Origin of the sequence: Pseudomonas sp. ANT_H12B (assembly GCF_008369325.1) — a bacterium.
Taxonomy (GTDB): Bacteria; Pseudomonadota; Gammaproteobacteria; order Pseudomonadales; family Pseudomonadaceae; genus Aquipseudomonas.
Map to the genome: position 1 here is coordinate 19,403 of NZ_VOBI01000025.1, position 22,413 is coordinate 41,815.

The following is a 22,413-nucleotide window of genomic DNA, read 5'->3' on the forward strand; positions in this document are numbered from 1 at the left end:
TTCAGCCCCTTTAGGCTAGGAGTTAATTGTCGTGGCTAAAGAAAAATTTGACCGTACCCTCCCGCACGTCAACGTTGGCACCATCGGTCACGTCGACCACGGTAAAACCACGCTGACCGCTGCTCTGACTCGCGTCTGCTCCGAAGTTTTCGGTTCGGCTGTTGTTGCTTTCGATAAAATCGACAGCGCTCCAGAAGAAAAGGCTCGTGGTATCACCATCAACACCGCGCACGTTGAATACAACTCGCTGATCCGTCACTACGCTCACGTTGACTGCCCAGGTCACGCTGACTATGTGAAGAACATGATCACCGGTGCTGCTCAGATGGACGGCGCTATTCTGGTTTGCTCGGCCGCTGATGGTCCGATGCCACAAACCCGTGAGCACATCCTGCTGTCCCGTCAGGTTGGCGTTCCGTACATCGTTGTCTTCCTGAACAAGGCTGACATGGTTGACGACGCTGAACTGCTGGAACTGGTTGAGATGGAAGTGCGCGATCTGCTGAGCACTTACGACTTCCCGGGCGACGACACCCCGATCATCATCGGTTCGGCTCTGATGGCTCTGAACGGCCAAGACGACAACGAAATGGGCACCACTGCCGTTCGTAAACTGGTTGAGACTCTGGACAGCTACATCCCAGATCCAGTCCGTGTTATCGACAAGCCGTTCCTGATGCCAATCGAAGACGTATTCTCGATCTCCGGTCGCGGTACTGTTGTAACTGGTCGTATCGAGCGCGGTATCGTCAAGGTTCAGGATCCACTGGAAATCGTTGGTCTGCGTGACACTACCGTCACCACCTGCACCGGTGTTGAAATGTTCCGTAAGCTGCTCGACGAAGGTCGTGCTGGCGAGAACTGCGGCGTGCTGCTGCGCGGCACCAAGCGTGACGACGTTGAGCGTGGCCAGGTTCTGGTCAAGCCAGGTTCGGTTAAGCCGCACACTACCTTCGAAGCCGAAGTGTACGTGTTGAGCAAAGAAGAAGGCGGTCGCCACACTCCGTTCTTCAAAGGCTACCGTCCACAGTTCTACTTCCGGACCACTGACGTGACCGGTAACTGCGAACTGCCGGAAGGCGTTGAAATGGTAATGCCGGGCGACAACATCAAAATGGTTGTCACCCTGATCAAAACCATCGCAATGGAAGATGGTCTGCGTTTCGCTATTCGTGAAGGCGGTCGTACCGTCGGCGCTGGCGTCGTAGCCAAAATCATCGCTTAATAAGTGATGACTTGAAAAAGCCCCCGCCTAGCGGGGGCTTTTTTATTGGGTTGACACTGTGGTAGCCCGTCTATAGAATTGCGCCTCCTTTTAACGGGCGTATTGCGCTCGCTGGGAATAGCAGCCGGAGTCTGAAATCCAATGCAAAATCAGCAAATCCGTATCAGGTTGAAGGCTTTTGACCATCGCCTGATCGACCAATCCACCCAGGAAATCGTGGAAACCGCGAAACGTACTGGTGCTCAAGTGCGTGGTCCAATTCCACTGCCTACCCGTAAAGAGCGGTTCACCGTTCTGGTCTCCCCGCACGTCAACAAAGACGCGCGTGACCAGTACGAGATCCGTACTCATAAGCGCGTTCTGGACATCGTCCAGCCAACGGATAAAACCGTTGATGCTCTTATGAAGCTTGATCTTGCGGCCGGTGTGGAAGTGCAGATCAGCCTCGGCTAAGACTCGGTCTTAGTCGTGTAACGCTCTGAAATGGGCGGCCATAGCGGGTGAAAGCCCCGTACACTCATGAGGTTTACAACATGACTATTGGTGTAGTCGGTCGTAAATGCGGTATGACCCGTATTTTCACCGAAGAAGGTGTCTCCATTCCGGTCACGGTCATTGAGATCGAGCCGAATCGCGTCACCCAGTTCAAAACTGAAGAGACCGATGGCTATCGTGCAGTGCAAGTCACTGTAGGCGAGCGTCGTGCTTCGCGTGTTACAGCTGCTCAGGCTGGCCACTTCGCTAAAGCGAACGTTGCCGCTGGTCGTACCGTAATGGAATTTCGTCTTGAAGAAGGCGAGTACCAGGCCGGCGATCTGATCAACGCTGAAATCTTCGCCGCTGGTCAACTGGTTGATGTAACCGGTCAGTCCAAGGGTAAAGGCTTCCAGGGTACGATCAAGCGTTGGAACTTCCGCGGGCAAGATAATACCCACGGTAACTCCGTGTCCCACCGCGTTCCAGGCTCTATCGGCCAGTGCCAGACTCCTGGTCGTGTATTCAAGGGCAAAAAAATGTCCGGTCATATGGGCGCTGAGCGCGTGACCGTGCAGTCCCTCGAAGTAGTGCGCGTGGACGCTGAACGCAATCTGTTGTTGGTCAAGGGTGCTGTTCCTGGCGCTACTGGCGGCAACTTGGTTGTACGTCCAGCAGCCAAGGCTCGCGGTTAAGGGGAAGCTGACATGCAATTAAATGTAAATGACGCTCAAGCGATCGAAGTTTCCGAACTGACATTTGGCGGCGAATTCAACGAGACGCTGGTTCACCAAGCAGTCGTGGCCTACATGGCCGGCGGCCGTCAAGGTAGCAAGCAGCAAAAGACCCGTTCCGACGTTCGTGGTGGCGGTAAGCGCCCATGGCGTCAGAAAGGTACTGGCCGTGCTCGTGCCGGTACTATCCGTAGCCCAATCTGGCGTGGCGGCGGTACCACTTTCGCAGCTCGTCCTCAGGATCACACCCAAAAGCTGAACAAGAAGATGTATCGCGCAGCAATGCGTTCCATCCTTGCTGAGCTGGTGCGTACTGATCGTCTGGTTGTGGTTCAGGACTTCGCTGTTGATGCACCGAAGACCAAAGATCTGCTGAACAAACTGACCGGCATGGGCCTGACTGACGTCTTGATCGTGTCTGAAGTGGTTGATCAGAACCTGTACCTGGCTGCTCGCAACCTGCCACACGTTGATGTACGTGACGTGCAAGGTTCCGATCCAGTTAGTCTGATCGCATACGACAAGGTGTTGATCACCGTGTCGGCCGTGAAGAAATTCGAGGAGCTGCTGGGATGAACCAGGAACGCGTATTTAAAGTTCTGCTTGGCCCGCACGTTTCCGAGAAGGCTACGGTTCTGGCTGACAAGAAAGGCCAGTTCGTTTTCAAGGTTGCAACTGACGCAACCAAGCTGGAAATCAAGAAGGCCGTCGAAAGCCTGTTCAGCGTGAAAGTAGAGCGTGTTACTACCCTGAATGTTCTGGGTAAGAGCAAGCGCACTGCTCGCGGTCTGGGCAAGCGTAATGACTGGAAGAAGGCAGTTATCTCCCTTCAGCCAGGCCAAGATCTCGATTTCAGCAGCAGTGCTGAGTAAGGAAGGGGTGCATCATGGCAATCGTTAAATGCAAACCGACTTCCCCTGGCCGCCGTTTTGTGGTCAAGGTGGTCAACCAGGAGCTGCATAAAGGCGCTCCTCACGCACCGCTGCTCGAGAAAAAATCGAAGACTGGTGGTCGTAACAACAATGGTCGTATTACCACTCGTCACATCGGTGGTGGCCACAAGCAGCATTATCGTCTGGTCGATTTCCGTCGCAACGACAAAGATGGCATCTCTGCCACTGTCGAGCGCATTGAATACGATCCAAACCGTACTGCTCACATCGCTCTGCTGCTGTACGCAGATGGCGAGCGTCGCTACATCATCGCCCCTAAAGGCGTGAGTGCTGGTGACCAGCTGATCGCAGGTGCTCTGGCGCCGATCAAGCCGGGCAACGCTCTGCAACTGCGTAACATTCCAGTTGGTAGCACCGTACACGGCATCGAATTGAAGCCAGGTAAAGGCGCGCAAATCGCTCGTTCCGCTGGTGCTTCGGCTCAGCTGATCGCTCGTGAAGGTGTCTACGTGACCCTGCGTCTGCGTTCTGGTGAGATGCGTAAAGTGCTGGCTGAATGCCGCGCGACCCTGGGTGAAGTCTCGAACTCCGAGCACAGCCTGCGTTCGCTGGGTAAAGCTGGTGCCAAACGCTGGCGTGGCGTTCGCCCAACCGTTCGTGGTGTTGCCATGAACCCGGTTGACCACCCACATGGTGGTGGTGAAGGTCGTACCTCTGGTGGTCGTCATCCGGTATCGCCATGGGGCTTCCCGACTAAGGGCGCGAAGACTCGTGGTAATAAGCGTACCGACAAAATGATCGTCCGTCGTCGCAAGTAAATAGAGGGATACGACAGTGCCACGTTCTCTGAAAAAAGGTCCTTTTATTGATCTTCACCTACTGAAGAAGATCGAAGTGGCGGCGGAAAAGAACGATCGCAAACCAGTTAAAACCTGGTCGCGTCGTTCGATGATCCTGCCACAAATGGTCGGTTTGACCATTGCAGTGCATAACGGTCGTCAACATGTTCCAGTTCTCGTGAACGAAGACATGGTCGGCCACAAACTAGGCGAGTTTGCCGGTACCCGCACATATCGTGGGCACGTGGCAGACAAGAAAGCCAAGCGTTAAGGGGTAAGGAACGATGGAAGTAGCCGCTAAGTTGTCGGGCGCTCGAATCTCCGCCCAGAAAGCCCGCTTGGTCGCCGACCAGATCCGCGGGAAGAAGGTGGGCGAAGCGCTCAACCTGTTGGCTTTCAGCAGTAAGAAAGCCGCCGAGATCATGAAGAAAGTGCTGGAGTCGGCCGTAGCCAACGCCGAGCATAACGAAGGCGCAGACGTTGATGACCTTAAAGTCAGCACCGTTTTCGTCAACGAAGGGCGTTCGCTGAAGCGAATCATGCCACGTGCCAAAGGCCGTGCTGATCGCATCGTCAAGCGGTCTTGCCATATCACTGTCAAGGTTGCTGACAAGTAACGGAGTCGAAGAGATGGGTCAGAAAGTACATCCCATTGGCATTCGCCTGGGAATCGTCAAGGAGCACACCTCCGTCTGGTACGCAGACGGTCGGACTTATGCGGACTATTTGTTCGCTGATCTGAAGGTGCGTGAGTATCTCCAAGACAAACTAAAAAGCGCGTCCGTAAGCCGTATCGATATCCATCGTCCGGCTCAAACAGCACGTATCACCATCCACACTGCTCGTCCAGGTATCGTTATCGGGAAGAAAGGTGAAGATGTTGAGAAACTGCGTCAGGACCTGACCAAGCAAATGGGTGTGCCTGTGCACATCAATATCGAAGAAATCCGCAAGCCGGAACTCGACGGTATGTTGGTTGCGCAGAGCGTAGCTCAGCAGCTGGAGCGCCGCGTAATGTTCCGTCGCGCTATGAAGCGCGCTGTACAGAACGCCATGCGCATTGGTGCCAAAGGCATCAAAATCCAAGTGAGCGGTCGTCTCGGCGGTGCTGAAATCGCACGTACTGAATGGTATCGCGAAGGTCGTGTGCCACTGCACACCCTGCGTGCCGACATCGACTATGCCAACTACGAAGCTCACACCACTTACGGTGTGATCGGTGTAAAGGTTTGGATCTTCAAAGGCGAAGTAATTGGTGGTCGCCAAGAAGAGCTGAAACCACAAGCACCAGCGCCTCGTAAAAAAGCTGCTAAGTAAGGGGTACGCCAAATGTTGCAACCAAAGCGTACGAAGTTCCGCAAGCAGATGACAGGCCACAACCGTGGTCTGGCTCAGCGCGGTAGCAAAGTCAGCTTCGGCGAGTTCGCGCTGAAGTCTGTAGCTCGTGGTCGTCTCACCGCTCGTCAGATCGAGTCAGCGCGTCGTGCTCTGACCCGTCACGTTAAACGTGGCGGCAAGATCTGGATCCGTGTATTCCCGGACAAGCCTATTTCCAAAAAGCCACTCGAAGTTCGGATGGGTAAAGGTAAGGGTAGTGTGGAGTACTGGGTTGCCCAGATTCAGCCAGGCAAAGTCCTGTATGAAATCGAGGGTGTTACTGAAGAGCTGGCGCGTGAGGCTTTTGCCTTGGCTGCTGCAAAGCTGCCGCTCGCCACTGCCTTCGTTAAACGGACGGTGATGTGATGAAAGCGAACGAACTTCGTGAAAAAGACGCGCCGCAGCTTAACGAGCAACTGCTCGGCCTGCTGCGCGACCAGTTCAATCTGCGCATGCAGAAAGCAACTGGCCAGTTGGGGCAGTCTCACCTGCTCCGGCAAGTTAAGCGTGACATCGCTCGCGTGAAGACTGTGCTCAAACAGCAGGCAGGTAAGTAATCATGGCTGAAGCCGAAAAAACCGTCCGTACGCTGACTGGCCGTGTTGTCAGCGACAAAATGGACAAGACCATCACCGTTCTGATCGAGCGTCGCGTTAAGCACCCGATCTACGGTAAATACGTTAAGCGTTCGACTAAGCTGCACGCGCACGACGAAACCAATCAGTGCCACATCGGCGACAAAGTCACTATTCGTGAAACTCGTCCTTTGGCCAAGACAAAGTCTTGGGCGCTGGTTGATGTTCTCGAACGCGCTGTGGAAGTCTAAGGACTAGGGGTCGGAGAAATTATATGATTCAGACTCAATCCATGCTCGATGTGGCCGATAACAGCGGCGCTCGCCGCGTTATGTGCATCAAGGTGCTGGGTGGCTCCCATCGTCGTTACGCTGGTATCGGTGACATCATCAAAGTTACCGTGAAGGAAGCAATTCCTCGCGGTAAAGTGAAAAAAGGCCAAGTGATGACTGCTGTTGTGGTCCGCACTCGTCACGGCGTACGTCGTGCTGATGGCTCCATTATCCGCTTTGATGGCAACGCTGCTGTTCTTCTGAACAACAAGCAAGAGCCGATCGGCACCCGTATCTTTGGGCCAGTGACCCGTGAACTTCGTACTGAGAAGTTCATGAAGATCGTCTCGCTCGCCCCAGAAGTGCTGTAAGGAGATCCGACATGCAAAAGATTCGTCGTGACGACGAGATCATCGTGATCGCCGGCAAAGACAAAGGTAAGCGCGGTAAGGTGCTTAAGGTTCTCGCTGACGACCGTCTGGTCGTAGGTGGTCTGAACCTGGTTAAGCGTCATACCAAGCCTAACCCTGCGTCGGGCGTACAAGGCGGTATCGTCGAGAAAGAAGCGCCATTGCACGCTTCCAACGTTGCCATTTTCAACGGCGAAACCAACAAGGCTGATCGCGTTGGTTTCAAAGTAGAAGACGGCAAGAAAATTCGTGTCTTCAAGTCGACCCAAAAAGCGGTTGATGCTTGAACACTGCTAGGTAGAAGACCATGGCACGACTAAAAGAGATTTACTGGAAGGAAATCGCACCGAAGCTTAAGGAAGAACTTAAGCTTTCGAACGTGATGGAAGTTCCACGCGTTACCAAAATCACCCTGAACATGGGTCTGGGCGAAGCGGTCGGTGACAAAAAAGTCATCGAGCACGCTGTTGCTGACCTGGAAAAGATCACCGGTCAGAAAGTCGTTGTGACTTACGCTCGGAAATCCATCGCTGGCTTTAAAGTCCGTGAAGGTTGGCCGATCGGCGTCAAAGTGACCCTGCGCCGTGAGCGTATGTACGAGTTCCTGGATCGTCTGCTGTCGATCTCCCTGCCTCGGGTTCGCGACTTCCGCGGCCTGAATGCCAAGTCCTTCGATGGTCGTGGTAACTACAGCATGGGCGTTAAAGAGCAGATCATCTTCCCGGAAATCGACTACGACAAGATCGATGCTCTCCGCGGTCTGGACATTACCCTGACCACCACTGCCAAGAACGATGATGAAGGTCGCGCCCTGTTGCGTGCTTTCAAATTCCCGTTCCGCAACTGATTGGAGTAGGAAAATGGCCAAGATGAGCATGAAAAACCGCGAGCTGAAGCGTCAGCTCACGGTTGCCAAGTACGCCAAAAAGCGTGCAGCACTGAAAGCTATCATCGTTGATCTGAACGCAAGTCCAGAAGCGCGTTGGGAAGCTACAGTAGCTCTGCAGAAGCAGCCACGTGACGCAAGCGCCTCGCGCATGCGTAACCGCTGCCGCCTGACCGGTCGTCCACACGGCGTTTACCGCAAGTTCGGCCTCGGCCGTAACAAACTGCGTGAAGCGGCAATGCGTGGTGACGTACCAGGTCTGGTTAAAGCCAGCTGGTAAGTACTTTCGAAGTCTCGGTGGTCAGGATCGCAAGATACTGACCACCGGTGGCCTTGAATCTGGAACAAGCCCCCTTTGGGGCTTGTTTCATTTCCGGAGTATGTCTAAAATACGCGGCTCGCCTGAGCCCGAGTGTTTTATGCTCGGAGATTCTCGGTGACATATGTAGCCGCAAGGCTAATTTTTTTGTATTAGGAGCGTCTAGCCCATGAGTATGCAGGACCCGTTAGCGGACATGCTAACTCGTATCCGTAATGCCCAGATGGCTGAAAAGTCCGTCGTAAGCATGCCATCTTCCACGTTGAAGGTAGCTGTTGCCAAAGTCCTGAAAGACGAAGGTTACATTGCGGGTTATCAGATCAGCAGCGAAATCAAACCACTGCTGTCCATCGAGCTGAAGTACTTCGAAGGCCGTCCGGTCATCGAAGAAGTGAAGCGCGTTAGCCGTCCAGGCCTGCGTCAGTACAAGTCCGTCGATGATCTGCCAAAAGTTCGTGGCGGTCTCGGTGTGTCTATCGTCTCCACCAACAAAGGTGTGATGACGGATCGTGCTGCGCGCGCTGCCGGTGTCGGCGGCGAAGTTCTTTGCACTGTGTTCTAAGGGGGGGTAAGCATGTCACGCGTCGCTAAGAACCCCGTTAAGCTGCCAGCCGGTGTCGAAGTCAAATTCGCAGGTCAACAGCTTTCGGTGAAGGGTGCCAAGGGCACTCTCGAACTGAACATCCATTCGTCCGTTGAGATCGTTGAAGAAGCTGGTGAGCTGCGTTTCGCTGCTCGCAATGGCGATCAACAAACTCGCGCAATGGCTGGTACCACTCGTGCGTTGGTAAACAACATGGTCCAAGGCGTAAGCCAAGGCTTCGAGCGCAAGCTCCAGCTGGTCGGTGTTGGTTACAAAGCGCAAGCAAAAGGCACAGTGCTGAACCTGGCTCTTGGCTTCTCGCACCCAGTGGATTATGAACTGCCGGAAGGCATCACCGCTGAGACTCCTAGCCAAACCGACATCCTGATTCGGGGTATCGATAAGCAGCTAGTAGGTCAAGTGGCCGCCGAGATCCGCGACTTCCGTCCACCAGAGCCGTACAAAGGCAAAGGTGTGCGCTACGCGGACGAAGTCGTCCGTCGTAAAGAAGCCAAGAAGAAGTAGGGCATAGCAAATGACCGACAAAAAAGTTACTCGACTGCGTCGCGCTCGCAAAGCACGCCTGAAAATGCACGAACTCGAAGTCGTGCGTCTCTGCGTGTTCCGTTCGTCGCAGCACATCTACGCCCAGGTCATTTCGGCCGACGGCAACAAAGTCCTGGCATCTGCCTCGACTTTGGATAAAGAACTGCGTGATGGCGCCACTGGCAACATCGACGCGGCCACTAAGGTTGGCCAGCTGGTCGCTACGCGTGCTAAAGCCGCTGGCGTCTCGCAGGTGGCTTTCGACCGCTCTGGCTTCAAGTACCACGGCCGCGTCAAGGCGCTGGCTGATGCTGCTCGTGAAGCTGGGCTGGAGTTCTAAGTTATGTCAAATAACGACCAAAAGCGCGACGAAGGCTACATTGAGAAGCTGGTTCAAGTTAACCGCGTAGCCAAAACCGTAAAAGGCGGCCGTATCTTCACTTTCACCGCGTTGACCGTGGTTGGTGATGGTAAAGGGCGTGTTGGCTTCGGCCGTGGCAAGTCACGTGAAGTGCCTGCTGCGATCCAGAAGGCAATGGAAGCTGCTCGCCGCAACATGATCCAAGTTGATCTGAACGGCACCACTCTGCAGTACGCAATGAAGTCCGGTCACGGCGCTTCGAAGGTGTACATGCAGCCTGCATCTGAAGGTACCGGTATCATCGCTGGCGGCGCTATGCGTGCTGTCCTCGAAGTTGCTGGCGTTCAGAACGTTCTGGCCAAGTGCTACGGCTCGACTAACCCGGTAAACGTGGTTCACGCCACTTTCAAAGGTTTGAAAGCTATGCAGTCTCCTGAGTCCATTGCCGCCAAGCGTGGCAAAAGCGTCAAGGAGATCTTCTGATCATGGCTACCGTTAAAGTTACGCTGATCAAAAGCATGACCGGCCGCATCCCTAACCACAAACTGTGCGTTAAGGGTCTGGGTCTGCGTCGCATCGGTCACACTGTAGAAGTACTTGATACTCCCGAGAATCGCGGGATGATCAACAAGGCTTACTACATGCTGCGTGTCGAGGGTTAATCGATGAAACTCAATGATCTGAGTCCAGCGCCGGGTTCCCGTCGCGAAAAGCATCGTCCGGGCCGTGGTATCGGTAGTGGTTTGGGCAAGACCGGTGGCCGTGGCCACAAAGGTCAATCCTCCCGCTCCGGTGGCACCATTGCTCCAGGCTTTGAAGGCGGTCAACAGCCGCTGCATCGTCGCCTGCCGAAATTCGGTTTCGTTTCCCTGAAAGCCATGGATCGCGCAGAAGTGCGTTTGTCCGAGCTGGCTAAAGTGGAAGGCGACATCGTCACCGTGCAGTCCCTGAAAGATGCCAACGTGATCAACGTCAACGTACAGCGTGTGAAAATCATGCTGTCCGGCGAAGTTACTCGCGCTGTTACCATCGGAAAGGGAATCGGCGCCACCAAAGGTGCGCGTGCGGCTATCGAAGCAGCTGGCGGCAAGTTCGAGGAATAAATGGCTAAGCAAGGTGCTCTCTCTGCGCTCGGCAAAGGCGGTATGTCTGAACTCTGGGCTCGTCTGCGTTTTCTGTTCCTGGCGATTATCGTCTACCGAATAGGCGCACACATCCCGGTTCCAGGTATCAACCCGGACCGACTCGCGGACCTGTTTCGACAGAATGAGGGGACCATTCTTAGCTTGTTCAACATGTTTTCCGGCGGCGCGCTGGAGCGGATGAGTATCTTTGCACTGGGGATCATGCCGTACATTTCGGCATCGATCATCATGCAGTTGATGACCGCCGTCAGCCCGCAACTGGAGCAGTTGAAGAAGGAAGGTGAAGCTGGGCGTCGCAAGATTGCTCAGTACACCCGCTACGGCACCGTCGTCCTCGCTCTCGTTCAGGCAATTGGCATGTCCATTGGTCTGGCGGGGCAGGGCGTTGCGTTCACTGGTGACTTTGGCTTCCATTTCGTCGCGGTATCCACTTTTGTGGCTGGTGCGATGTTCATGATGTGGCTGGGTGAGCAGATTACTGAGCGTGGTGTTGGCAACGGTATCTCGATGTTGATTTTCGCAGGTATCGTCGCCGGTCTTCCGAGAGCGATCGGGCAGTCTTTCGAGTCTGCGCGTCAGGGGGATATCAACATCTTCGCCCTGGTTGCCATCGGTTTGCTGGCAGTAGCGATTATCGGTTTTGTGGTGTTCATTGAGCGTGGTCAGCGTCGTATTGCTGTTCATTACGCCAAGCGTCAGCAGGGCCGCAAGGTCTTCGCCGCGCAGACTAGCCACTTGCCGCTGAAGGTGAACATGGCCGGTGTTATTCCGGCCATTTTCGCGAGCAGCATTTTGCTGTTCCCGGCTTCGTTGGGTACCTGGTTTGGTCAGTCTGAAGGTATGGGCTGGCTGCAGGACATCTCGCAGTCGATCGCTCCTGGTCAGCCGTTGAATATTCTGCTGTTTAGTGCAGGGATTATTTTCTTCTGCTTCTTCTATACGGCGTTGATGTTCAATCCGAAAGACGTAGCGGAAAACCTGAAGAAGTCCGGTGCCTTTATTCCGGGCATCCGTCCAGGCGAGCAGTCTGCGCGCTACATTGATGGCGTTCTGACTCGTTTGACCCTGTTCGGTGCTCTATATATGACGGCCGTGTGTCTGTTGCCCCAATTCCTGGTGGTTGCGGCAAACGTTCCGTTCTACCTTGGCGGGACCTCGTTGCTGATCGTCGTCGTGGTTGTGATGGACTTCATGTCCCAAGTACAATCACACCTCGTTTCGCACCAGTACGAATCCCTGATGAAGAAAGCCAACCTGAAGGGTTACGGCAGCGGCATGTTGCGCTGAGTACCCATAAGGTTCGAGGAGTTGGTGATGAAAGTTCGTGCATCGGTGAAAAAGCTGTGCCGTAACTGCAAGATTATTCGCCGCGAAGGTGTTGTTCGAGTAATTTGCAGCGCGGAACCGCGTCACAAACAGCGCCAAGGCTGAGTGTGATTGTGCTTCAAGCCCGGTAGCTAGTGCGCTACCGGGTTGATTATTTGTTATTACAGCGATATTATCTCGCGCCCTATTTCTTGGCTTCCGGGGCGTAGGTAGCTGTCAATTGGAGTCCCACTGAATGGCCCGTATTGCAGGCGTTAACATTCCAGATAACAAGCATACTGTTATCTCGCTGACCTACATCTATGGTGTTGGTCGCACTACTGCACAGAAGATCTGTGCGGTGACTGGGGTAAACCCAGCAGCAAAGATCAAAGATCTGAGCGACGAGCAGATTGAACAGCTGCGTGGCGAAGTGGCGAAGTTCACCACTGAAGGTGACCTGCGTCGCGAAATCAACATGAAAATCAAGCGTTTGATGGACCTCGGTTGCTATCGCGGTCTGCGTCATCGTCGTGGTCTTCCAGTGCGCGGTCAGCGTACCAAGACTAACGCGCGTACCCGTAAAGGTCCGCGTAAGCCGATCCGCAAGTAATCGCCCCAGCGAATCGACAGGAAATTAATCATGGCTAAACCTGCTGCTCGTCCTCGTAAAAAAGTCAAAAAGACAGTGGTTGATGGCATCGCCCACATCCACGCGTCTTTTAACAACACAATCGTGACCATCACCGACCGTCAAGGTAACGCTCTTTCCTGGGCTACCTCCGGTGGTTCGGGTTTCCGCGGTTCCCGCAAGTCCACCCCGTTTGCTGCTCAAGTAGCTGCTGAACGTGCTGGTCAAGCTGCGCTGGAATACGGCCTGAAAAACCTCGACGTTAACGTCAAAGGTCCAGGCCCAGGTCGTGAATCTGCAGTCCGCGCTTTGAACGGCTGTGGCTACAAGATCGCCAGCATCACCGACGTGACGCCAATCCCGCACAACGGGTGCCGTCCGCCGAAGAAGCGCCGCGTGTAATCCAGGAGATTGTAAAGAATGGCTCGTTACATTGGTCCAAAATGCAAACTCGCTCGTCGCGAAGGCACCGATCTCTTTCTGAAGAGCGGCGTGCGCGCGATCGAATCGAAGTGCAACATCGAAGCAGCACCTGGTATCCACGGCCAACGCCGCGGTCGCCAGTCCGATTACGGCACCCAACTGCGTGAAAAGCAGAAGGTCCGTCGTATCTACGGCGTTCTCGAGCGTCAATTCAGCGGCTACTACAAAGAAGCTGCTGGCAAGAAAGGTGCAACCGGTGAAAACCTGCTGCAACTGCTCGAATGCCGTCTGGACAACGTTGTATACCGTATGGGTTTTGGCTCTACTCGTGCCGAATCCCGTCAGCTGGTATCGCACAAATCCGTCAGCGTTAACGGTCAGACCGTAAACGTTCCGTCCTACCAGGTTCGTGCTGGTGACGTGGTCGCGATTCGCGAGAAAGCAAAGAACCAACTTCGCATTGTCCAAGCTCTCGATCTGTGTGCCCAACGTGGCCGCGTAGAATGGGTAGAAGTAGACACTGAGAAGAAGTCGGGCGTTTTCAAGAACGTTCCAGCTCGCAGTGATCTGTCCGCCGACATCAACGAAAGCCTGATTGTCGAGCTCTACTCCAAGTAAGGGCTAGAAAATAGGTGCATCCATGCAGATTTCGGTAAATGAGTTCCTGACACCCCGCCATATTGATGTGCAGGTTGTCAGTCCAACCCGCGCCAAGATCACTCTCGAGCCTCTCGAGCGTGGTTTTGGCCACACCCTGGGCAACGCGCTGCGCCGCATCCTGTTGTCCTCAATGCCCGGCTGTGCAGTAGTCGAGGCCGAGATTGACGGTGTACTCCATGAGTACAGCGCCATCGAAGGCGTACAGGAAGACGTAATTGAAATCCTGTTGAACCTTAAAGGTCTGGCTATCAAGCTGCACGGTCGTGACGAAGTTACGCTGACCTTGTCGAAGAAGGGTTCGGGGGTGGTTACCGCTGCCGATATTCAGCTGGATCATGATGTCGAGATCGTTAACCCCGATCACGTAATCGCTAACCTGGCGTCTAACGGCGCCCTGAACATGAAGCTCACCGTAGCTCGTGGTCGTGGTTATGAACCGGCAGACTCGCGTCAGAGCGATGAAGACGAAAGCCGCAGCATCGGTCGCTTGCAGCTTGACTCTTCGTTCAGCCCGGTTCGCCGTATCGCATACGTGGTGGAAAACGCCCGTGTCGAGCAGCGCACTAACCTGGACAAGCTGGTTATTGATCTGGAAACCAACGGTACCCTGGATCCTGAAGAGGCTATTCGCCGTGCTGCAACCATTCTGCAACAGCAGTTGGCTGCGTTCGTCGACCTCAAAGGTGACAGTGAGCCAGTGGTTGTCGAGCAGGAAGACGAGATCGATCCGATCCTGCTTCGCCCGGTTGACGATCTGGAACTGACTGTACGTTCGGCTAACTGCCTTAAGGCGGAAAACATCTACTACATCGGTGACCTGATTCAGCGTACCGAAGTAGAGCTGTTGAAGACTCCGAACCTTGGCAAGAAATCCTTGACTGAAATCAAGGACGTTCTGGCCTCCCGCGGTCTGTCCCTCGGCATGCGCCTCGACAACTGGCCGCCTGCAAGTCTTAAGAAGGACGACAAGGCGACTGCCTGATCGTCGTAATCACCGAACGTTGTGTTTGGTAAGGAATGAACCATGCGTCATCGTAAAAGTGGTCGTCACCTGAGCCGCACTAGCTCGCACCGCAAGGCCATGTTTCAAAACATGGCAGTGTCGCTGTTCGAGCACGAGCTGATCAAAACTACACTGCCGAAAGCTAAAGAACTGCGTCGCGTTGCTGAGCCGCTGATCACTTTGGCCAAGACAGACAGCCTGGCTAACCGCCGTCTGGCTTTCGACCGTACTCGTTCGAAAGCTATCGTTGGTAAGCTCTTCAACGACCTGGGCAAGCGTTACGCTACCCGTGAGGGTGGCTACCTGCGCATCCTCAAGTGCGGTTTCCGCACTGGCGACAACGCGCCTATGGCGTACGTCGAGTTGGTTGATCGTCCTGCCGGTGGTGAAGCTGTATCCGCTGAGTAAGACGTCAGTCTGAAACGAAGAACCGGGCCTAGTGCCCGGTTTTTTGTGCGCGCTCGAAAAGCCTTTCCTTTATTGGTTATTACTATCGGTTACCAAAAGTTAATGAATTTGTAGGTGTAACGTTCGTGATCGATACTCTCTTTCAGCCGATTAGCCGGCAGTAAATGACTGACAGAGGAAGAGATCGCATGAGCCAAAATAAAACGCTTACGACCGCCAGTGGCGCTCCTGTCGCCGACAACCAGAATTCCCGCTCCGCCGGCCCTCGCGGCCCGCTGCTGCTCGACGACTTCCACCTGATCGAGAAGCTTGCCCACTTCAACCGTGAAAACATCCCTGAGCGTCGCGTACACGCTAAAGGCTCAGGTGCTTACGGTACGTTCACCGTTACTCGCGACATCACCGAGTACACCAGCGCCAAATTGTTCGAATCCGTTGGCAAGCAAACTCCGACTTTCCTGCGATTTTCAACCGTCGGCGGTGAACGCGGTTCGGCTGATACCGAGCGCGATCCACGGGGTTTCGCCCTGAAGTTCTATACCGAAGAAGGCAACTGGGACATCGTTGGCAATAACACGCCAGTGTTCTTCATCCGTGATCCACTGAAATTCCCGGACTTCATCCATACCCAAAAACGCCTGCCGCAAAGCAATCTGAAAAGTGCGCAAATGATGTGGGACTTCTGGTCGCACTCCCCTGAGGCGCTGCACCAGGTCACCATTCTGTTCTCGGACCGCGGCATCCCTGACGGCTACCGTCACATGCACGGCTTCGGCAGCCACACCTACAGCCTGTTCAACGCCAATGGCGAGCGGCACTGGGTGAAGTGGCACTACAAGACCCAGCAAGGGATCAAAAACCTGGCGCCCTCGGAAGCTGCGCGGCTGGCAGGGACCGATCCGGATTACGCACAGCGTGACTTATTCGGGGCGATTGAGCGCGGGGACTTCCCGAAATGGCGCGTGTGCATCCAGATCATGACCGAGGCCCAAGCCGCGGCGCATTACGAGAACCCGTTCGACGTGACCAAGACCTGGTCGCAGCAAGAGTTTCCGCTGATCGAGGTGGGCGAACTGGAGCTCAACCGCAATCCTCAGAACTACTTCGCTGAAGTCGAGCAAGCAGCTTTCGGTCCGAGCAACATGGTCCCGGGTGTTGGTCTGTCACCGGATCGCATGCTGCAAGGTCGGGTATTCGCTTACGCTGATGCTCACCGCTACCGTATTGGCACCAACCACCAGCAACTGCCGGTAAACGCTCCTCGCAGCCCGGTCAACAGCTACCAGCGCGATGGCTCCATGGCGTTCGGCAGCAACGGCGGTGCGACGCCAAACTACGAGCCGAATAGTTACGTAGAGTCGCCGAAGCAAGCACCTCGCTATGCCGAGCCAGCTCTGGCGCTGAGCGGTGCTGCTGATTGTTACGATCATCGCGAAGATACCGACTACTACAGCCACGCCGGTGCGCTGTTCCGTCTGATGAATGATGAGCAGAAAACCCTGCTGGTCAACAATATTGCGGGAGCGATGGCAGGAGTTTCCAGCGACGTGATCGACCGTCAATTGCAACACTTCTTCAGAGCTGATCAGGCGTACGGAGAAGCAATCGCAAAGGCGTTGGGCGTACCGCTTAACTAAGTCTAAACGAGAAGCAGAACCGCCCTCATTAGGGCGGTTTTTGCGTTATTTAAGCTACTTTTCTCAGAATATCTTCGCTTTTATCTCGCAAGCTGAGTGACCAAACAGTCTGCTTGGTTCAAACTACAGACTTTCAAGCAGGGAGATGTAGGGCGATGCAAGGCCACCCAGACGTAATCGATTACCTCAACACGTTGCTGACCGGCGAACTGGCGGCGCGTGATCAATATTTCGTCCATTCGCGGATGTATGAGGACTGGGGTTTCACCAAGCTCTACGAACGTATCAACCACGAGATGGAAGAAGAGGCCGGGCACGCTGATGCCCTGATGCGTCGGATTTTGATGCTCGAAGGCACGCCGCGCATGCGTCCGGACGACCTTGATGTCGGCACTACCGTGCCGGACATGCTCGCCGCTGACCTGCGACTGGAATACAAAGTCCGCGCCGCGCTTTGCAAGGGCATCAAGCTCTGCGAGCAGCACAAGGACTATGTCAGCCGCGAGATGCTGCGAGTTCAATTGCATGACACCGAAGAAGACCACACCTACTGGCTTGAAAAGCAGATGGGTCTGATCAAGTTGATCGGTCTCGAGAACTACCTGCAATCCCACGCCTGATAGCACCGATACAAAAAAAGCCCCTGTCACCGATGAGGTGACAGGGGCTTTTTCGTGGGCCTGATTCAGGCCTTGTCGCGAGCCAGCAGCGGCTTGAGGTAGAAGCCCGTGTGAGATTGCTTCATCTCGGACACTTCTTCCGGCGTACCGACTGCAATGATCTGCCCGCCCTTGGAGCCGCCTTCCGGCCCTAGGTCCACCAACCAGTCAGCCGTCTTGATCACGTCCAGGTTGTGCTCGATCACCACCACGGTGTTGCCGTGGTCGCGCAGTCGATGCAGTACGTCGAGCAGTTGCTGGATATCTGCGAAGTGCAAGCCAGTGGTCGGCTCATCGAGGATATACAGGGTCTTGCCTGTATCGCGCTTCGACAGCTCGCGGGACAGCTTCACCCGTTGAGCTTCACCGCCAGACAATGTGGTCGCCGATTGCCCCAGCTTGATGTACGACAGGCCGACATCCATCAGCGTCTGAAGCTTGCGCGCCAGAGCCGGAACCGCATCGAAGAACACCCGCGCTTCCTCGATCGTCATCTCGAGGGTTTCGTGGATGCTCTTGCCCTTGTACTTGATCTCCAGGGTTTCGCGGTTGTAGCGCTTGCTCTTGCAGACGTCGCACGGGACATAGATGTCCGGCAGGAAGTGCATTTCCACCTTGATCAGGCCATCGCCCTGACAAGCTTCACAGCGTCCACCCTTCACGTTGAAGGAGAAGCGTCCCGGACCATAACCGCGGGAGCGGGACTCTGGCACACCGGCAAACAGTTCACGAATCGGGGTGAACAACCCGGTGTAGGTCGCCGGGTTGGAGCGCGGCGTGCGACCGATCGGGCTTTGGTCGATGTCGACGACTTTATCCAGATGCTCCAGGCCCTTGATGCTGTCGTGAGCGGCTGCTTCGAGAGTTGTGGCACCGTTGAGTGCTGTGGCGCTCAAAGGAAATAGTGTGTTGTTGATCAGCGTCGACTTGCCCGAGCCGGACACGCCGGTCACGCAGGTCAGCAGACCGATCGGAATATCCAGATCGACATTGCGCAAGTTATTGCCGCGAGCGCCCTTGAGGGACAGCGACAACTTTTTGTTTCGCGGCGTGCGTTTGGCCGGCACTGCAATCTTCACACGGCCCGACAGATACTTGCCGGTCAGTGAGTCAGGGTGAGCCATGACCTCGGCCGGCGTACCTTCGGCGACGATATGCCCGCCGTGCACGCCAGCACCCGGGCCGATATCGACCACGTAATCGGCCAGGCGAATCGCGTCTTCATCGTGCTCGACCACGATCACCGTGTTACCGATGTCGCGCAGGTGCTTGAGCGTGCCAAGCAACCGATCGTTGTCCCTTTGATGCAGACCAATCGACGGTTCATCGAGGATGTACAGAACCCCCACCAGGCCCGCGCCAATCTGACTGGCCAGTCGAATACGCTGGGCCTCACCACCGGACAATGTGTCGGCGCTACGATCCAGCGACAGATAGTCGAGACCGACATTGACCAGGAATTGCAGGCGCTCGCGAATTTCCTTGAGAATCTTGTCGGCAATTTCACCCCGGCGACCGGTGAGTTTCAGCCCACCGAAATATTCACAGGCATCGCCAATCGGCAGGTTGGTCACCACCGGTAGCGTCTTCTCGCCAACCCACACATGCCGCGCTTCGCGACGCAGGCGGGTGCCACGGCAGTCCGGGCAATGCTGGGTGCTGAGGAACTTGGCCAGCTCTTCACGCACCGAGGCGGACTCGGTTTCGCGGTAGCGACGTTCCAGATTCGGCACGATGCCTTCGAACGGGTGCGAGCGTTTGACGATGTCGCCACGGTCGTTCAGGTATTTGAAGTCGACGTTCTGCGACCCGCTGCCGTGCAGGATGAACTTCTGCTGGTCGGCCGACAGTTCGTTGAACGGCACTTCCAGGCTGAACTTGTAGTGCGAAGCCAACGAGCCGAGCATCTGGAAGTAATAGACGTTACGCCTGTCCCAGCCGCGAATCGCACCTTCGGCCAGCGTCAGTTCGCCGTTAACCAGCCGCTTGATGTCGAAGAACTGCTTCACCCCCAAACCATCACAAGTCGGGCAAGCACCGGCCGGGTTGTTGAAGGAGAACAGCTTGGGTTCCAGTTCGCTGATGGCATGGCCGCAAATCGGGCAGGCGAAACGCGCGGAGAAAATGATCTCTTCGCCGGGCTCGTCATCCATCGGTGCGACCAGGGCGATGCCGTCCGCCAGCTTCAGCGCGGTTTCGAACGACTCGGCCAGGCGTTGTTGCAGATCAGCGCGGACCTTGAAGCGGTCGACCACGACATCGATCGAGTGCTTCTTCTGTTTATCCAGCTTCGGCAATTCATCCAGCTCGCAGAGCCGGCCGTTGACCCGGGCCCGCACAAAGCCCTGGGCGCGCAGTTCTTCGAAGACCGAAAGGTGCTCGCCTTTGCGCTCGCGAATCACCGGGGCCAGCAGCATGAGTTTGCTGCCCTCCGGTTGCGCCAGGACCAGGTCGACCATCTGGCTGACAGTCTGGGCTTCCAGCGGAATGTCGTGATCCGGGCAGCGCGGAATACCCACGCGAGCATAAAGCAGGCGCAGGTAATCGTAGATTTCGGTGATGGTGCCAACCGTCGAGCGCGGGTTATGCGAGGTCGACTTCTGTTCGATGGAGATCGCTGGCGACAGGCCTTCGATGGTATCGACGTCAGGCTTTTCCATCATCGACAAAAACTGCCGGGCGTAGGCCGACAGCGATTCGACATAGCGGCGCTGGCCTTCGGCGTACAGCGTGTCGAATGCCAAGGACGATTTGCCGGAGCCGGACAGGCCGGTGATGACGATCAGTTTGTCCCGGGGCAGGGTCAGGTCGATGTTCTTCAGGTTGTGGGTTCGGGCCCCACGAATCAGGATCTTGTCCAAAGTGGCCTCGCTTGGCGGGCGTCGAAAATGTAGGAGTATACGGCCAAATACTGGATGGATGCACACTATCAAACGAGCGGGTTTATGTCTTACATGAAGAGTCTGTCAGCGGAGCGCGTCAAAGCGTCGCGATTTACCCTGTCAATCGATGGGACTGGTAGAATCGCCGCCGGTTCACATGAGGTTTTTCCATGCACGATCCCCACAGCGAACGCATGAGTGGCAGTGAGACCCGCGCAGCAAGCGGTCTGGCCCTGGTGTTCGCCTTCCGTATGCTTGGCATGTTCATGGTGTTGCCGGTATTGGCGACCTATGGGATGGATCTGGCAGGAGCGACCCCGGCCCTTATCGGGTTGGCGATTGGCGCTTACGGCCTGACTCAGGCGATCTTTCAAATTCCTTTCGGCTTTATTTCCGATCGCATCGGCCGTCGTCCGGTGATTTACCTGGGGTTGATTATTTTCGCCCTCGGTAGCGTGCTGGCGGCCAATGCCGATTCGATCTGGGGCGTGATCGCCGGACGAATCCTGCAAGGCGCCGGGGCGATTTCCGCGGCGGTGATGGCGTTGCTGTCAGACCTGACCCGTGAACAGCATCGGACCAAAGCCATGGCCATGATCGGCATGACGATTGGTCTGTCGTTCGCTGTCGCCATGGTTGTAGGACCGTTGGTGACGCGCGCCTTCGGCCTGTCGGGGTTGTTCTTCGCCACGGGTGGCATGGCGTTGTTCGGCATCGTGATCGTGATGTTCATGGTGCCTCGCTCGACCGGGCCGTTGCAGCACCGCGAATCCGGTGTTGCGCGCCAGGCGCTGATACCGACGCTCAAGCATCCGGACCTGCTGCGCCTGGACTTCGGTATTTTTGTGTTGCACGCGATGTTGATGTCGAGCTTCGTTGCATTGCCGCTGGCCCTGGTCGAAAAGGCCGGGCTGCCCAAAGAGCAGCACTGGTGGGTGTACCTGACCGCGCTGCTGATTTCCTTCTTCGCCATGATCCCGTTCATTATCTACGGCGAGAAGAAACGCAAAATGAAACGAGTTTTACTCGGTGCCGTCGCGACGCTGATGCTCACTGAGCTATTCTTCTGGCAGTTCGGCGATAGCTTGCGGGCTCTGGTGATCGGGACAGTGGTGTTCTTTACCGCGTTCAACTTGCTGGAAGCTTCGTTGCCATCGCTGATCAGCAAGGTTTCACCGGCAGGCGGCAAGGGCACGGCGATGGGGGTTTATTCCACCAGCCAGTTCCTCGGTTCGGCACTGGGCGGGATACTCGGCGGCTGGTTGTTCCAGCATGGCGGCTTATCGGTTGTGTTCCTTGGATGCGCCGGTCTGGCTGCCCTCTGGCTGGTCTTTGCTGTTACCATGCGCGAACCTCCCTACGTGACGAGCCTGCGCTTGCCGTTGTCGCCCGAGGCGATCCGCGAAGCGGGTCTGGTCGAGCGCCTGATGGCCGTCGTAGGGGTAACAGATGCAGTGATCGTCGAGGATGAAGCGGCGATTTACATCAAATTGGACACCGAACTATTGGATCGCACCACCCTTGAACGCCTGGTGAACAACCCGGCCGGGGCAGCGTGCGTAGCCTAGGAGAACGTTATGGCCCGTGGGGTTAACAAAGTCATATTGGTCGGCACTTGCGGCCAGGATCCCGAAGTTCGCTACTTGCCTAACGGTAACGCCGTGACCAACCTGAGTCTGGCGACCAGCGAACAGTGGACCGACAAGCAAACCGGTCAGAAGGTCGAGAAGACCGAATGGCACCGTGTGTCGATGTTCGGCAAGGTTGCCGAAATCGCCGGCGAGTACCTGCGTAAAGGTTCGCAGGTCTACATCGAAGGCAAGCTGCAAACCCGCGAGTGGGAAAAAGACGGTATCAAGCGTTACACCACCGAAATCGTGGTCGATATGCAAGGCACCATGCAGCTGCTGGGCGGCCGTCCGCAGCAGGGCGACCAACAAGGCGGGGGCAATAACTACCAGCAGTCCGCCCCGGCCCCACGCCAACAGGCTCCGCGTCCGCAGCAGTCGTCGGCACCGCAACAGTCGCGTCAGGCTCCGGCTCCACAGCAGGCCGCTCCACAGCCGGCTCCGGATTTCGACAGCTTCGATGACGATATCCCGTTCTAAAAAGCAGCTATCCAGTCAGTAACAAAAAAGCGAAGCCATCTGGCTTCGCTTTTTTGTT

The 22,413-nt window shown here is 55.7% G+C and carries 34 protein-coding genes; 33 read left to right on the plus strand and 1 reads right to left on the minus strand.

What is annotated here, in order from left to right; all coding sequences use genetic code 11:
• The first annotated feature begins 31 nt into the window (after positions 1–31).
• The 31 genes from tuf to bfr all read left to right on the plus strand — a co-directional run bounded on the left by tuf (position 32) and on the right by bfr (position 17,326).
• Positions 32–1,225, plus strand: coding sequence for an elongation factor Tu (tuf, locus tag FQ185_RS27235; protein ID WP_008145495.1), 1,194 nt, complete (start codon positions 32–34; stop codon positions 1,223–1,225).
• Positions 1,226–1,366: 141 nt separating this feature from the next.
• A complete protein-coding gene (rpsJ, locus tag FQ185_RS27240; protein ID WP_003186070.1) occupies positions 1,367–1,678 on the plus strand; it encodes a 30S ribosomal protein S10 in 312 nt (103 codons plus the stop codon).
• A gap of 80 nt (positions 1,679–1,758) precedes the next feature.
• Positions 1,759–2,394, plus strand: a complete 636-nt coding sequence (rplC, locus tag FQ185_RS27245) for a 50S ribosomal protein L3 (RefSeq protein WP_003186059.1) — start codon at positions 1,759–1,761, stop codon at positions 2,392–2,394.
• Between the two features lie 12 nt (positions 2,395–2,406).
• Positions 2,407–3,009: a 50S ribosomal protein L4 gene (rplD, locus tag FQ185_RS27250; RefSeq protein WP_007896707.1), complete on the plus strand. Its 603-nt coding sequence runs from the start codon at positions 2,407–2,409 to the stop codon at positions 3,007–3,009.
• Positions 3,006–3,305, plus strand: coding sequence for a 50S ribosomal protein L23 (rplW, locus tag FQ185_RS27255; protein WP_002555488.1), 300 nt, complete (start codon positions 3,006–3,008; stop codon positions 3,303–3,305). The genes rplD and rplW overlap by 4 nt, the downstream gene beginning before the upstream one ends.
• A gap of 14 nt (positions 3,306–3,319) precedes the next feature.
• Positions 3,320–4,144 carry a 50S ribosomal protein L2 gene (gene rplB / locus FQ185_RS27260; protein ID WP_003176423.1) on the plus strand — a complete coding sequence of 275 codons (825 nt, stop codon included), beginning with the start codon at positions 3,320–3,322 and terminating at the stop codon, positions 4,142–4,144.
• Between the two features lie 16 nt (positions 4,145–4,160).
• Positions 4,161–4,436 carry a 30S ribosomal protein S19 gene (gene rpsS / locus FQ185_RS27265; RefSeq protein WP_002555486.1) on the plus strand — a complete coding sequence of 92 codons (276 nt, stop codon included), beginning with the start codon at positions 4,161–4,163 and terminating at the stop codon, positions 4,434–4,436.
• 13 nt (positions 4,437–4,449) lie between these two features.
• Entirely contained in the window at positions 4,450–4,782 is a 333-nt protein-coding gene (gene rplV, locus FQ185_RS27270) for a 50S ribosomal protein L22 (protein ID WP_003103908.1), read from the plus strand.
• A gap of 13 nt (positions 4,783–4,795) precedes the next feature.
• A complete protein-coding gene (gene rpsC / locus FQ185_RS27275; protein ID WP_003176422.1) occupies positions 4,796–5,482 on the plus strand; it encodes a 30S ribosomal protein S3 in 687 nt (228 codons plus the stop codon).
• Positions 5,483–5,494: 12 nt separating this feature from the next.
• Complete coding sequence (gene rplP / locus FQ185_RS27280) at positions 5,495–5,908, plus strand: 50S ribosomal protein L16 (protein ID WP_008145497.1); 414 nt, start codon at positions 5,495–5,497, stop codon at positions 5,906–5,908.
• Complete coding sequence (rpmC, locus tag FQ185_RS27285) at positions 5,908–6,099, plus strand: 50S ribosomal protein L29 (protein ID WP_008030901.1); 192 nt, start codon at positions 5,908–5,910, stop codon at positions 6,097–6,099. The genes rplP and rpmC overlap by 1 nt, the downstream gene beginning before the upstream one ends.
• A gap of 2 nt (positions 6,100–6,101) precedes the next feature.
• Positions 6,102–6,368, plus strand: coding sequence for a 30S ribosomal protein S17 (gene rpsQ / locus FQ185_RS27290; RefSeq protein WP_003176419.1), 267 nt, complete (start codon positions 6,102–6,104; stop codon positions 6,366–6,368).
• Positions 6,369–6,391: 23 nt separating this feature from the next.
• A complete protein-coding gene (gene rplN, locus FQ185_RS27295; protein ID WP_002555479.1) occupies positions 6,392–6,760 on the plus strand; it encodes a 50S ribosomal protein L14 in 369 nt (122 codons plus the stop codon).
• An 11-nt stretch (positions 6,761–6,771) separates the two neighbouring features.
• Positions 6,772–7,086, plus strand: coding sequence for a 50S ribosomal protein L24 (gene rplX / locus FQ185_RS27300; protein ID WP_033059465.1), 315 nt, complete (start codon positions 6,772–6,774; stop codon positions 7,084–7,086).
• A gap of 20 nt (positions 7,087–7,106) precedes the next feature.
• On the plus strand, positions 7,107–7,646 hold the full coding sequence (gene rplE / locus FQ185_RS27305) for a 50S ribosomal protein L5 (protein WP_003176415.1): 540 nt from the start codon (positions 7,107–7,109) through the stop codon (positions 7,644–7,646).
• Between the two features lie 13 nt (positions 7,647–7,659).
• Positions 7,660–7,965 (plus strand): 30S ribosomal protein S14, encoded by a 306-nt coding sequence (gene rpsN / locus FQ185_RS27310; RefSeq protein ID WP_003176414.1) that lies wholly within the window; start codon positions 7,660–7,662, stop codon positions 7,963–7,965.
• Between the two features lie 208 nt (positions 7,966–8,173).
• Positions 8,174–8,566, plus strand: coding sequence for a 30S ribosomal protein S8 (rpsH, locus tag FQ185_RS27315; RefSeq protein WP_003186040.1), 393 nt, complete (start codon positions 8,174–8,176; stop codon positions 8,564–8,566).
• 12 nt (positions 8,567–8,578) lie between these two features.
• Positions 8,579–9,112 (plus strand): 50S ribosomal protein L6, encoded by a 534-nt coding sequence (gene rplF, locus FQ185_RS27320; protein ID WP_007896774.1) that lies wholly within the window; start codon positions 8,579–8,581, stop codon positions 9,110–9,112.
• Between the two features lie 10 nt (positions 9,113–9,122).
• Positions 9,123–9,473 (plus strand): 50S ribosomal protein L18, encoded by a 351-nt coding sequence (rplR, locus tag FQ185_RS27325; RefSeq protein ID WP_003186037.1) that lies wholly within the window; start codon positions 9,123–9,125, stop codon positions 9,471–9,473.
• A gap of 3 nt (positions 9,474–9,476) precedes the next feature.
• A complete protein-coding gene (gene rpsE / locus FQ185_RS27330; RefSeq protein ID WP_007943782.1) occupies positions 9,477–9,977 on the plus strand; it encodes a 30S ribosomal protein S5 in 501 nt (166 codons plus the stop codon).
• Positions 9,978–9,979: 2 nt separating this feature from the next.
• Positions 9,980–10,156, plus strand: a complete 177-nt coding sequence (gene rpmD / locus FQ185_RS27335; protein WP_003186033.1) for a 50S ribosomal protein L30 — start codon at positions 9,980–9,982, stop codon at positions 10,154–10,156.
• A gap of 3 nt (positions 10,157–10,159) precedes the next feature.
• A complete protein-coding gene (gene rplO, locus FQ185_RS27340) occupies positions 10,160–10,597 on the plus strand; it encodes a 50S ribosomal protein L15 (protein ID WP_007896782.1) in 438 nt (145 codons plus the stop codon).
• Complete coding sequence (gene secY / locus FQ185_RS27345) at positions 10,598–11,926, plus strand: preprotein translocase subunit SecY (RefSeq protein WP_007896784.1); 1,329 nt, start codon at positions 10,598–10,600, stop codon at positions 11,924–11,926. It abuts the gene before it with no gap.
• A 27-nt stretch (positions 11,927–11,953) separates the two neighbouring features.
• Positions 11,954–12,070, plus strand: coding sequence for a 50S ribosomal protein L36 (rpmJ, locus tag FQ185_RS27350; RefSeq protein ID WP_002555468.1), 117 nt, complete (start codon positions 11,954–11,956; stop codon positions 12,068–12,070).
• A gap of 130 nt (positions 12,071–12,200) precedes the next feature.
• The gene (gene rpsM, locus FQ185_RS27355) at positions 12,201–12,557 is read left to right on the plus strand and encodes a 30S ribosomal protein S13 (protein WP_003186020.1); all 357 of its coding nucleotides are present in this window, start codon (positions 12,201–12,203) and stop codon (positions 12,555–12,557) included.
• Positions 12,558–12,587: 30 nt separating this feature from the next.
• Positions 12,588–12,977 carry a 30S ribosomal protein S11 gene (gene rpsK, locus FQ185_RS27360; RefSeq protein WP_002555466.1) on the plus strand — a complete coding sequence of 130 codons (390 nt, stop codon included), beginning with the start codon at positions 12,588–12,590 and terminating at the stop codon, positions 12,975–12,977.
• Between the two features lie 18 nt (positions 12,978–12,995).
• Positions 12,996–13,616, plus strand: coding sequence for a 30S ribosomal protein S4 (gene rpsD, locus FQ185_RS27365; RefSeq protein ID WP_003210056.1), 621 nt, complete (start codon positions 12,996–12,998; stop codon positions 13,614–13,616).
• Positions 13,617–13,638: 22 nt separating this feature from the next.
• Positions 13,639–14,640, plus strand: a complete 1,002-nt coding sequence (gene rpoA / locus FQ185_RS27370; RefSeq protein ID WP_003186012.1) for a DNA-directed RNA polymerase subunit alpha — start codon at positions 13,639–13,641, stop codon at positions 14,638–14,640.
• Positions 14,641–14,682: 42 nt separating this feature from the next.
• Positions 14,683–15,069, plus strand: coding sequence for a 50S ribosomal protein L17 (gene rplQ, locus FQ185_RS27375; protein ID WP_008145500.1), 387 nt, complete (start codon positions 14,683–14,685; stop codon positions 15,067–15,069).
• 188 nt (positions 15,070–15,257) lie between these two features.
• Positions 15,258–16,706 (plus strand): catalase, encoded by a 1,449-nt coding sequence (locus FQ185_RS27380; RefSeq protein WP_149420152.1) that lies wholly within the window; start codon positions 15,258–15,260, stop codon positions 16,704–16,706.
• 155 nt (positions 16,707–16,861) lie between these two features.
• On the plus strand, positions 16,862–17,326 hold the full coding sequence (gene bfr, locus FQ185_RS27385) for a bacterioferritin (RefSeq protein WP_007943775.1): 465 nt from the start codon (positions 16,862–16,864) through the stop codon (positions 17,324–17,326).
• A gap of 65 nt (positions 17,327–17,391) precedes the next feature.
• Here bfr and uvrA read toward each other — a convergent pair whose 3' ends face one another.
• A complete protein-coding gene (gene uvrA, locus FQ185_RS27390) occupies positions 17,392–20,226 on the minus strand; it encodes an excinuclease ABC subunit UvrA (protein WP_149420153.1) in 2,835 nt (944 codons plus the stop codon).
• A 191-nt stretch (positions 20,227–20,417) separates the two neighbouring features.
• On the opposite strand from uvrA, the gene FQ185_RS27395 reads away from it, so the two are divergent.
• Both FQ185_RS27395 and FQ185_RS27400 read left to right on the plus strand, forming a co-directional pair.
• Complete coding sequence (locus tag FQ185_RS27395; RefSeq protein ID WP_149420154.1) at positions 20,418–21,815, plus strand: MFS transporter; 1,398 nt, start codon at positions 20,418–20,420, stop codon at positions 21,813–21,815.
• Positions 21,816–21,824: 9 nt separating this feature from the next.
• The gene (locus FQ185_RS27400) at positions 21,825–22,355 is read left to right on the plus strand and encodes a single-stranded DNA-binding protein (RefSeq protein WP_149420155.1); all 531 of its coding nucleotides are present in this window, start codon (positions 21,825–21,827) and stop codon (positions 22,353–22,355) included.
• Positions 22,356–22,413 lie beyond the last annotated feature (58 nt).

Excerpts from the sequence above, each read along its gene's own strand:
- rpsJ (WP_003186070.1), top strand. The coding sequence starts at position 1,367 with ATGCAAAATCAGCAAATCCGTATCAGGTTGAAGGCTTTTGACCATCGC.
- rplC (WP_003186059.1), top strand. The coding sequence starts at position 1,759 with ATGACTATTGGTGTAGTCGGTCGTAAATGCGGTATGACCCGTATTTTC.
- rplD (WP_007896707.1), top strand. The coding sequence starts at position 2,407 with ATGCAATTAAATGTAAATGACGCTCAAGCGATCGAAGTTTCCGAACTG.
- rplW (WP_002555488.1), top strand. The coding sequence starts at position 3,006 with ATGAACCAGGAACGCGTATTTAAAGTTCTGCTTGGCCCGCACGTTTCC.
- rplB (WP_003176423.1), top strand. The coding sequence starts at position 3,320 with ATGGCAATCGTTAAATGCAAACCGACTTCCCCTGGCCGCCGTTTTGTG.
- rplV (WP_003103908.1), top strand. The coding sequence starts at position 4,450 with ATGGAAGTAGCCGCTAAGTTGTCGGGCGCTCGAATCTCCGCCCAGAAA.
- rpsC (WP_003176422.1), top strand. The coding sequence starts at position 4,796 with ATGGGTCAGAAAGTACATCCCATTGGCATTCGCCTGGGAATCGTCAAG.
- rplP (WP_008145497.1), top strand. The coding sequence starts at position 5,495 with ATGTTGCAACCAAAGCGTACGAAGTTCCGCAAGCAGATGACAGGCCAC.
- rpmC (WP_008030901.1), top strand. The coding sequence starts at position 5,908 with ATGAAAGCGAACGAACTTCGTGAAAAAGACGCGCCGCAGCTTAACGAG.
- rpsQ (WP_003176419.1), top strand. The coding sequence starts at position 6,102 with ATGGCTGAAGCCGAAAAAACCGTCCGTACGCTGACTGGCCGTGTTGTC.
- rplN (WP_002555479.1), top strand. The coding sequence starts at position 6,392 with ATGATTCAGACTCAATCCATGCTCGATGTGGCCGATAACAGCGGCGCT.
- rplX (WP_033059465.1), top strand. The coding sequence starts at position 6,772 with ATGCAAAAGATTCGTCGTGACGACGAGATCATCGTGATCGCCGGCAAA.
- rplE (WP_003176415.1), top strand. The coding sequence starts at position 7,107 with ATGGCACGACTAAAAGAGATTTACTGGAAGGAAATCGCACCGAAGCTT.
- rpsN (WP_003176414.1), top strand. The coding sequence starts at position 7,660 with ATGGCCAAGATGAGCATGAAAAACCGCGAGCTGAAGCGTCAGCTCACG.
- rpsH (WP_003186040.1), top strand. The coding sequence starts at position 8,174 with ATGAGTATGCAGGACCCGTTAGCGGACATGCTAACTCGTATCCGTAAT.
- rplF (WP_007896774.1), top strand. The coding sequence starts at position 8,579 with ATGTCACGCGTCGCTAAGAACCCCGTTAAGCTGCCAGCCGGTGTCGAA.
- rplR (WP_003186037.1), top strand. The coding sequence starts at position 9,123 with ATGACCGACAAAAAAGTTACTCGACTGCGTCGCGCTCGCAAAGCACGC.
- rpsE (WP_007943782.1), top strand. The coding sequence starts at position 9,477 with ATGTCAAATAACGACCAAAAGCGCGACGAAGGCTACATTGAGAAGCTG.
- rpmD (WP_003186033.1), top strand. The coding sequence starts at position 9,980 with ATGGCTACCGTTAAAGTTACGCTGATCAAAAGCATGACCGGCCGCATC.
- rplO (WP_007896782.1), top strand. The coding sequence starts at position 10,160 with ATGAAACTCAATGATCTGAGTCCAGCGCCGGGTTCCCGTCGCGAAAAG.
- secY (WP_007896784.1), top strand. The coding sequence starts at position 10,598 with ATGGCTAAGCAAGGTGCTCTCTCTGCGCTCGGCAAAGGCGGTATGTCT.
- rpmJ (WP_002555468.1), top strand. The coding sequence starts at position 11,954 with ATGAAAGTTCGTGCATCGGTGAAAAAGCTGTGCCGTAACTGCAAGATT.
- rpsM (WP_003186020.1), top strand. The coding sequence starts at position 12,201 with ATGGCCCGTATTGCAGGCGTTAACATTCCAGATAACAAGCATACTGTT.
- rpsK (WP_002555466.1), top strand. The coding sequence starts at position 12,588 with ATGGCTAAACCTGCTGCTCGTCCTCGTAAAAAAGTCAAAAAGACAGTG.
- rpsD (WP_003210056.1), top strand. The coding sequence starts at position 12,996 with ATGGCTCGTTACATTGGTCCAAAATGCAAACTCGCTCGTCGCGAAGGC.
- rpoA (WP_003186012.1), top strand. The coding sequence starts at position 13,639 with ATGCAGATTTCGGTAAATGAGTTCCTGACACCCCGCCATATTGATGTG.
- rplQ (WP_008145500.1), top strand. The coding sequence starts at position 14,683 with ATGCGTCATCGTAAAAGTGGTCGTCACCTGAGCCGCACTAGCTCGCAC.
- FQ185_RS27380 (WP_149420152.1), top strand. The coding sequence starts at position 15,258 with ATGAGCCAAAATAAAACGCTTACGACCGCCAGTGGCGCTCCTGTCGCC.
- bfr (WP_007943775.1), top strand. The coding sequence starts at position 16,862 with ATGCAAGGCCACCCAGACGTAATCGATTACCTCAACACGTTGCTGACC.
- FQ185_RS27395 (WP_149420154.1), top strand. The coding sequence starts at position 20,418 with ATGCACGATCCCCACAGCGAACGCATGAGTGGCAGTGAGACCCGCGCA.
- FQ185_RS27400 (WP_149420155.1), top strand. The coding sequence starts at position 21,825 with ATGGCCCGTGGGGTTAACAAAGTCATATTGGTCGGCACTTGCGGCCAG.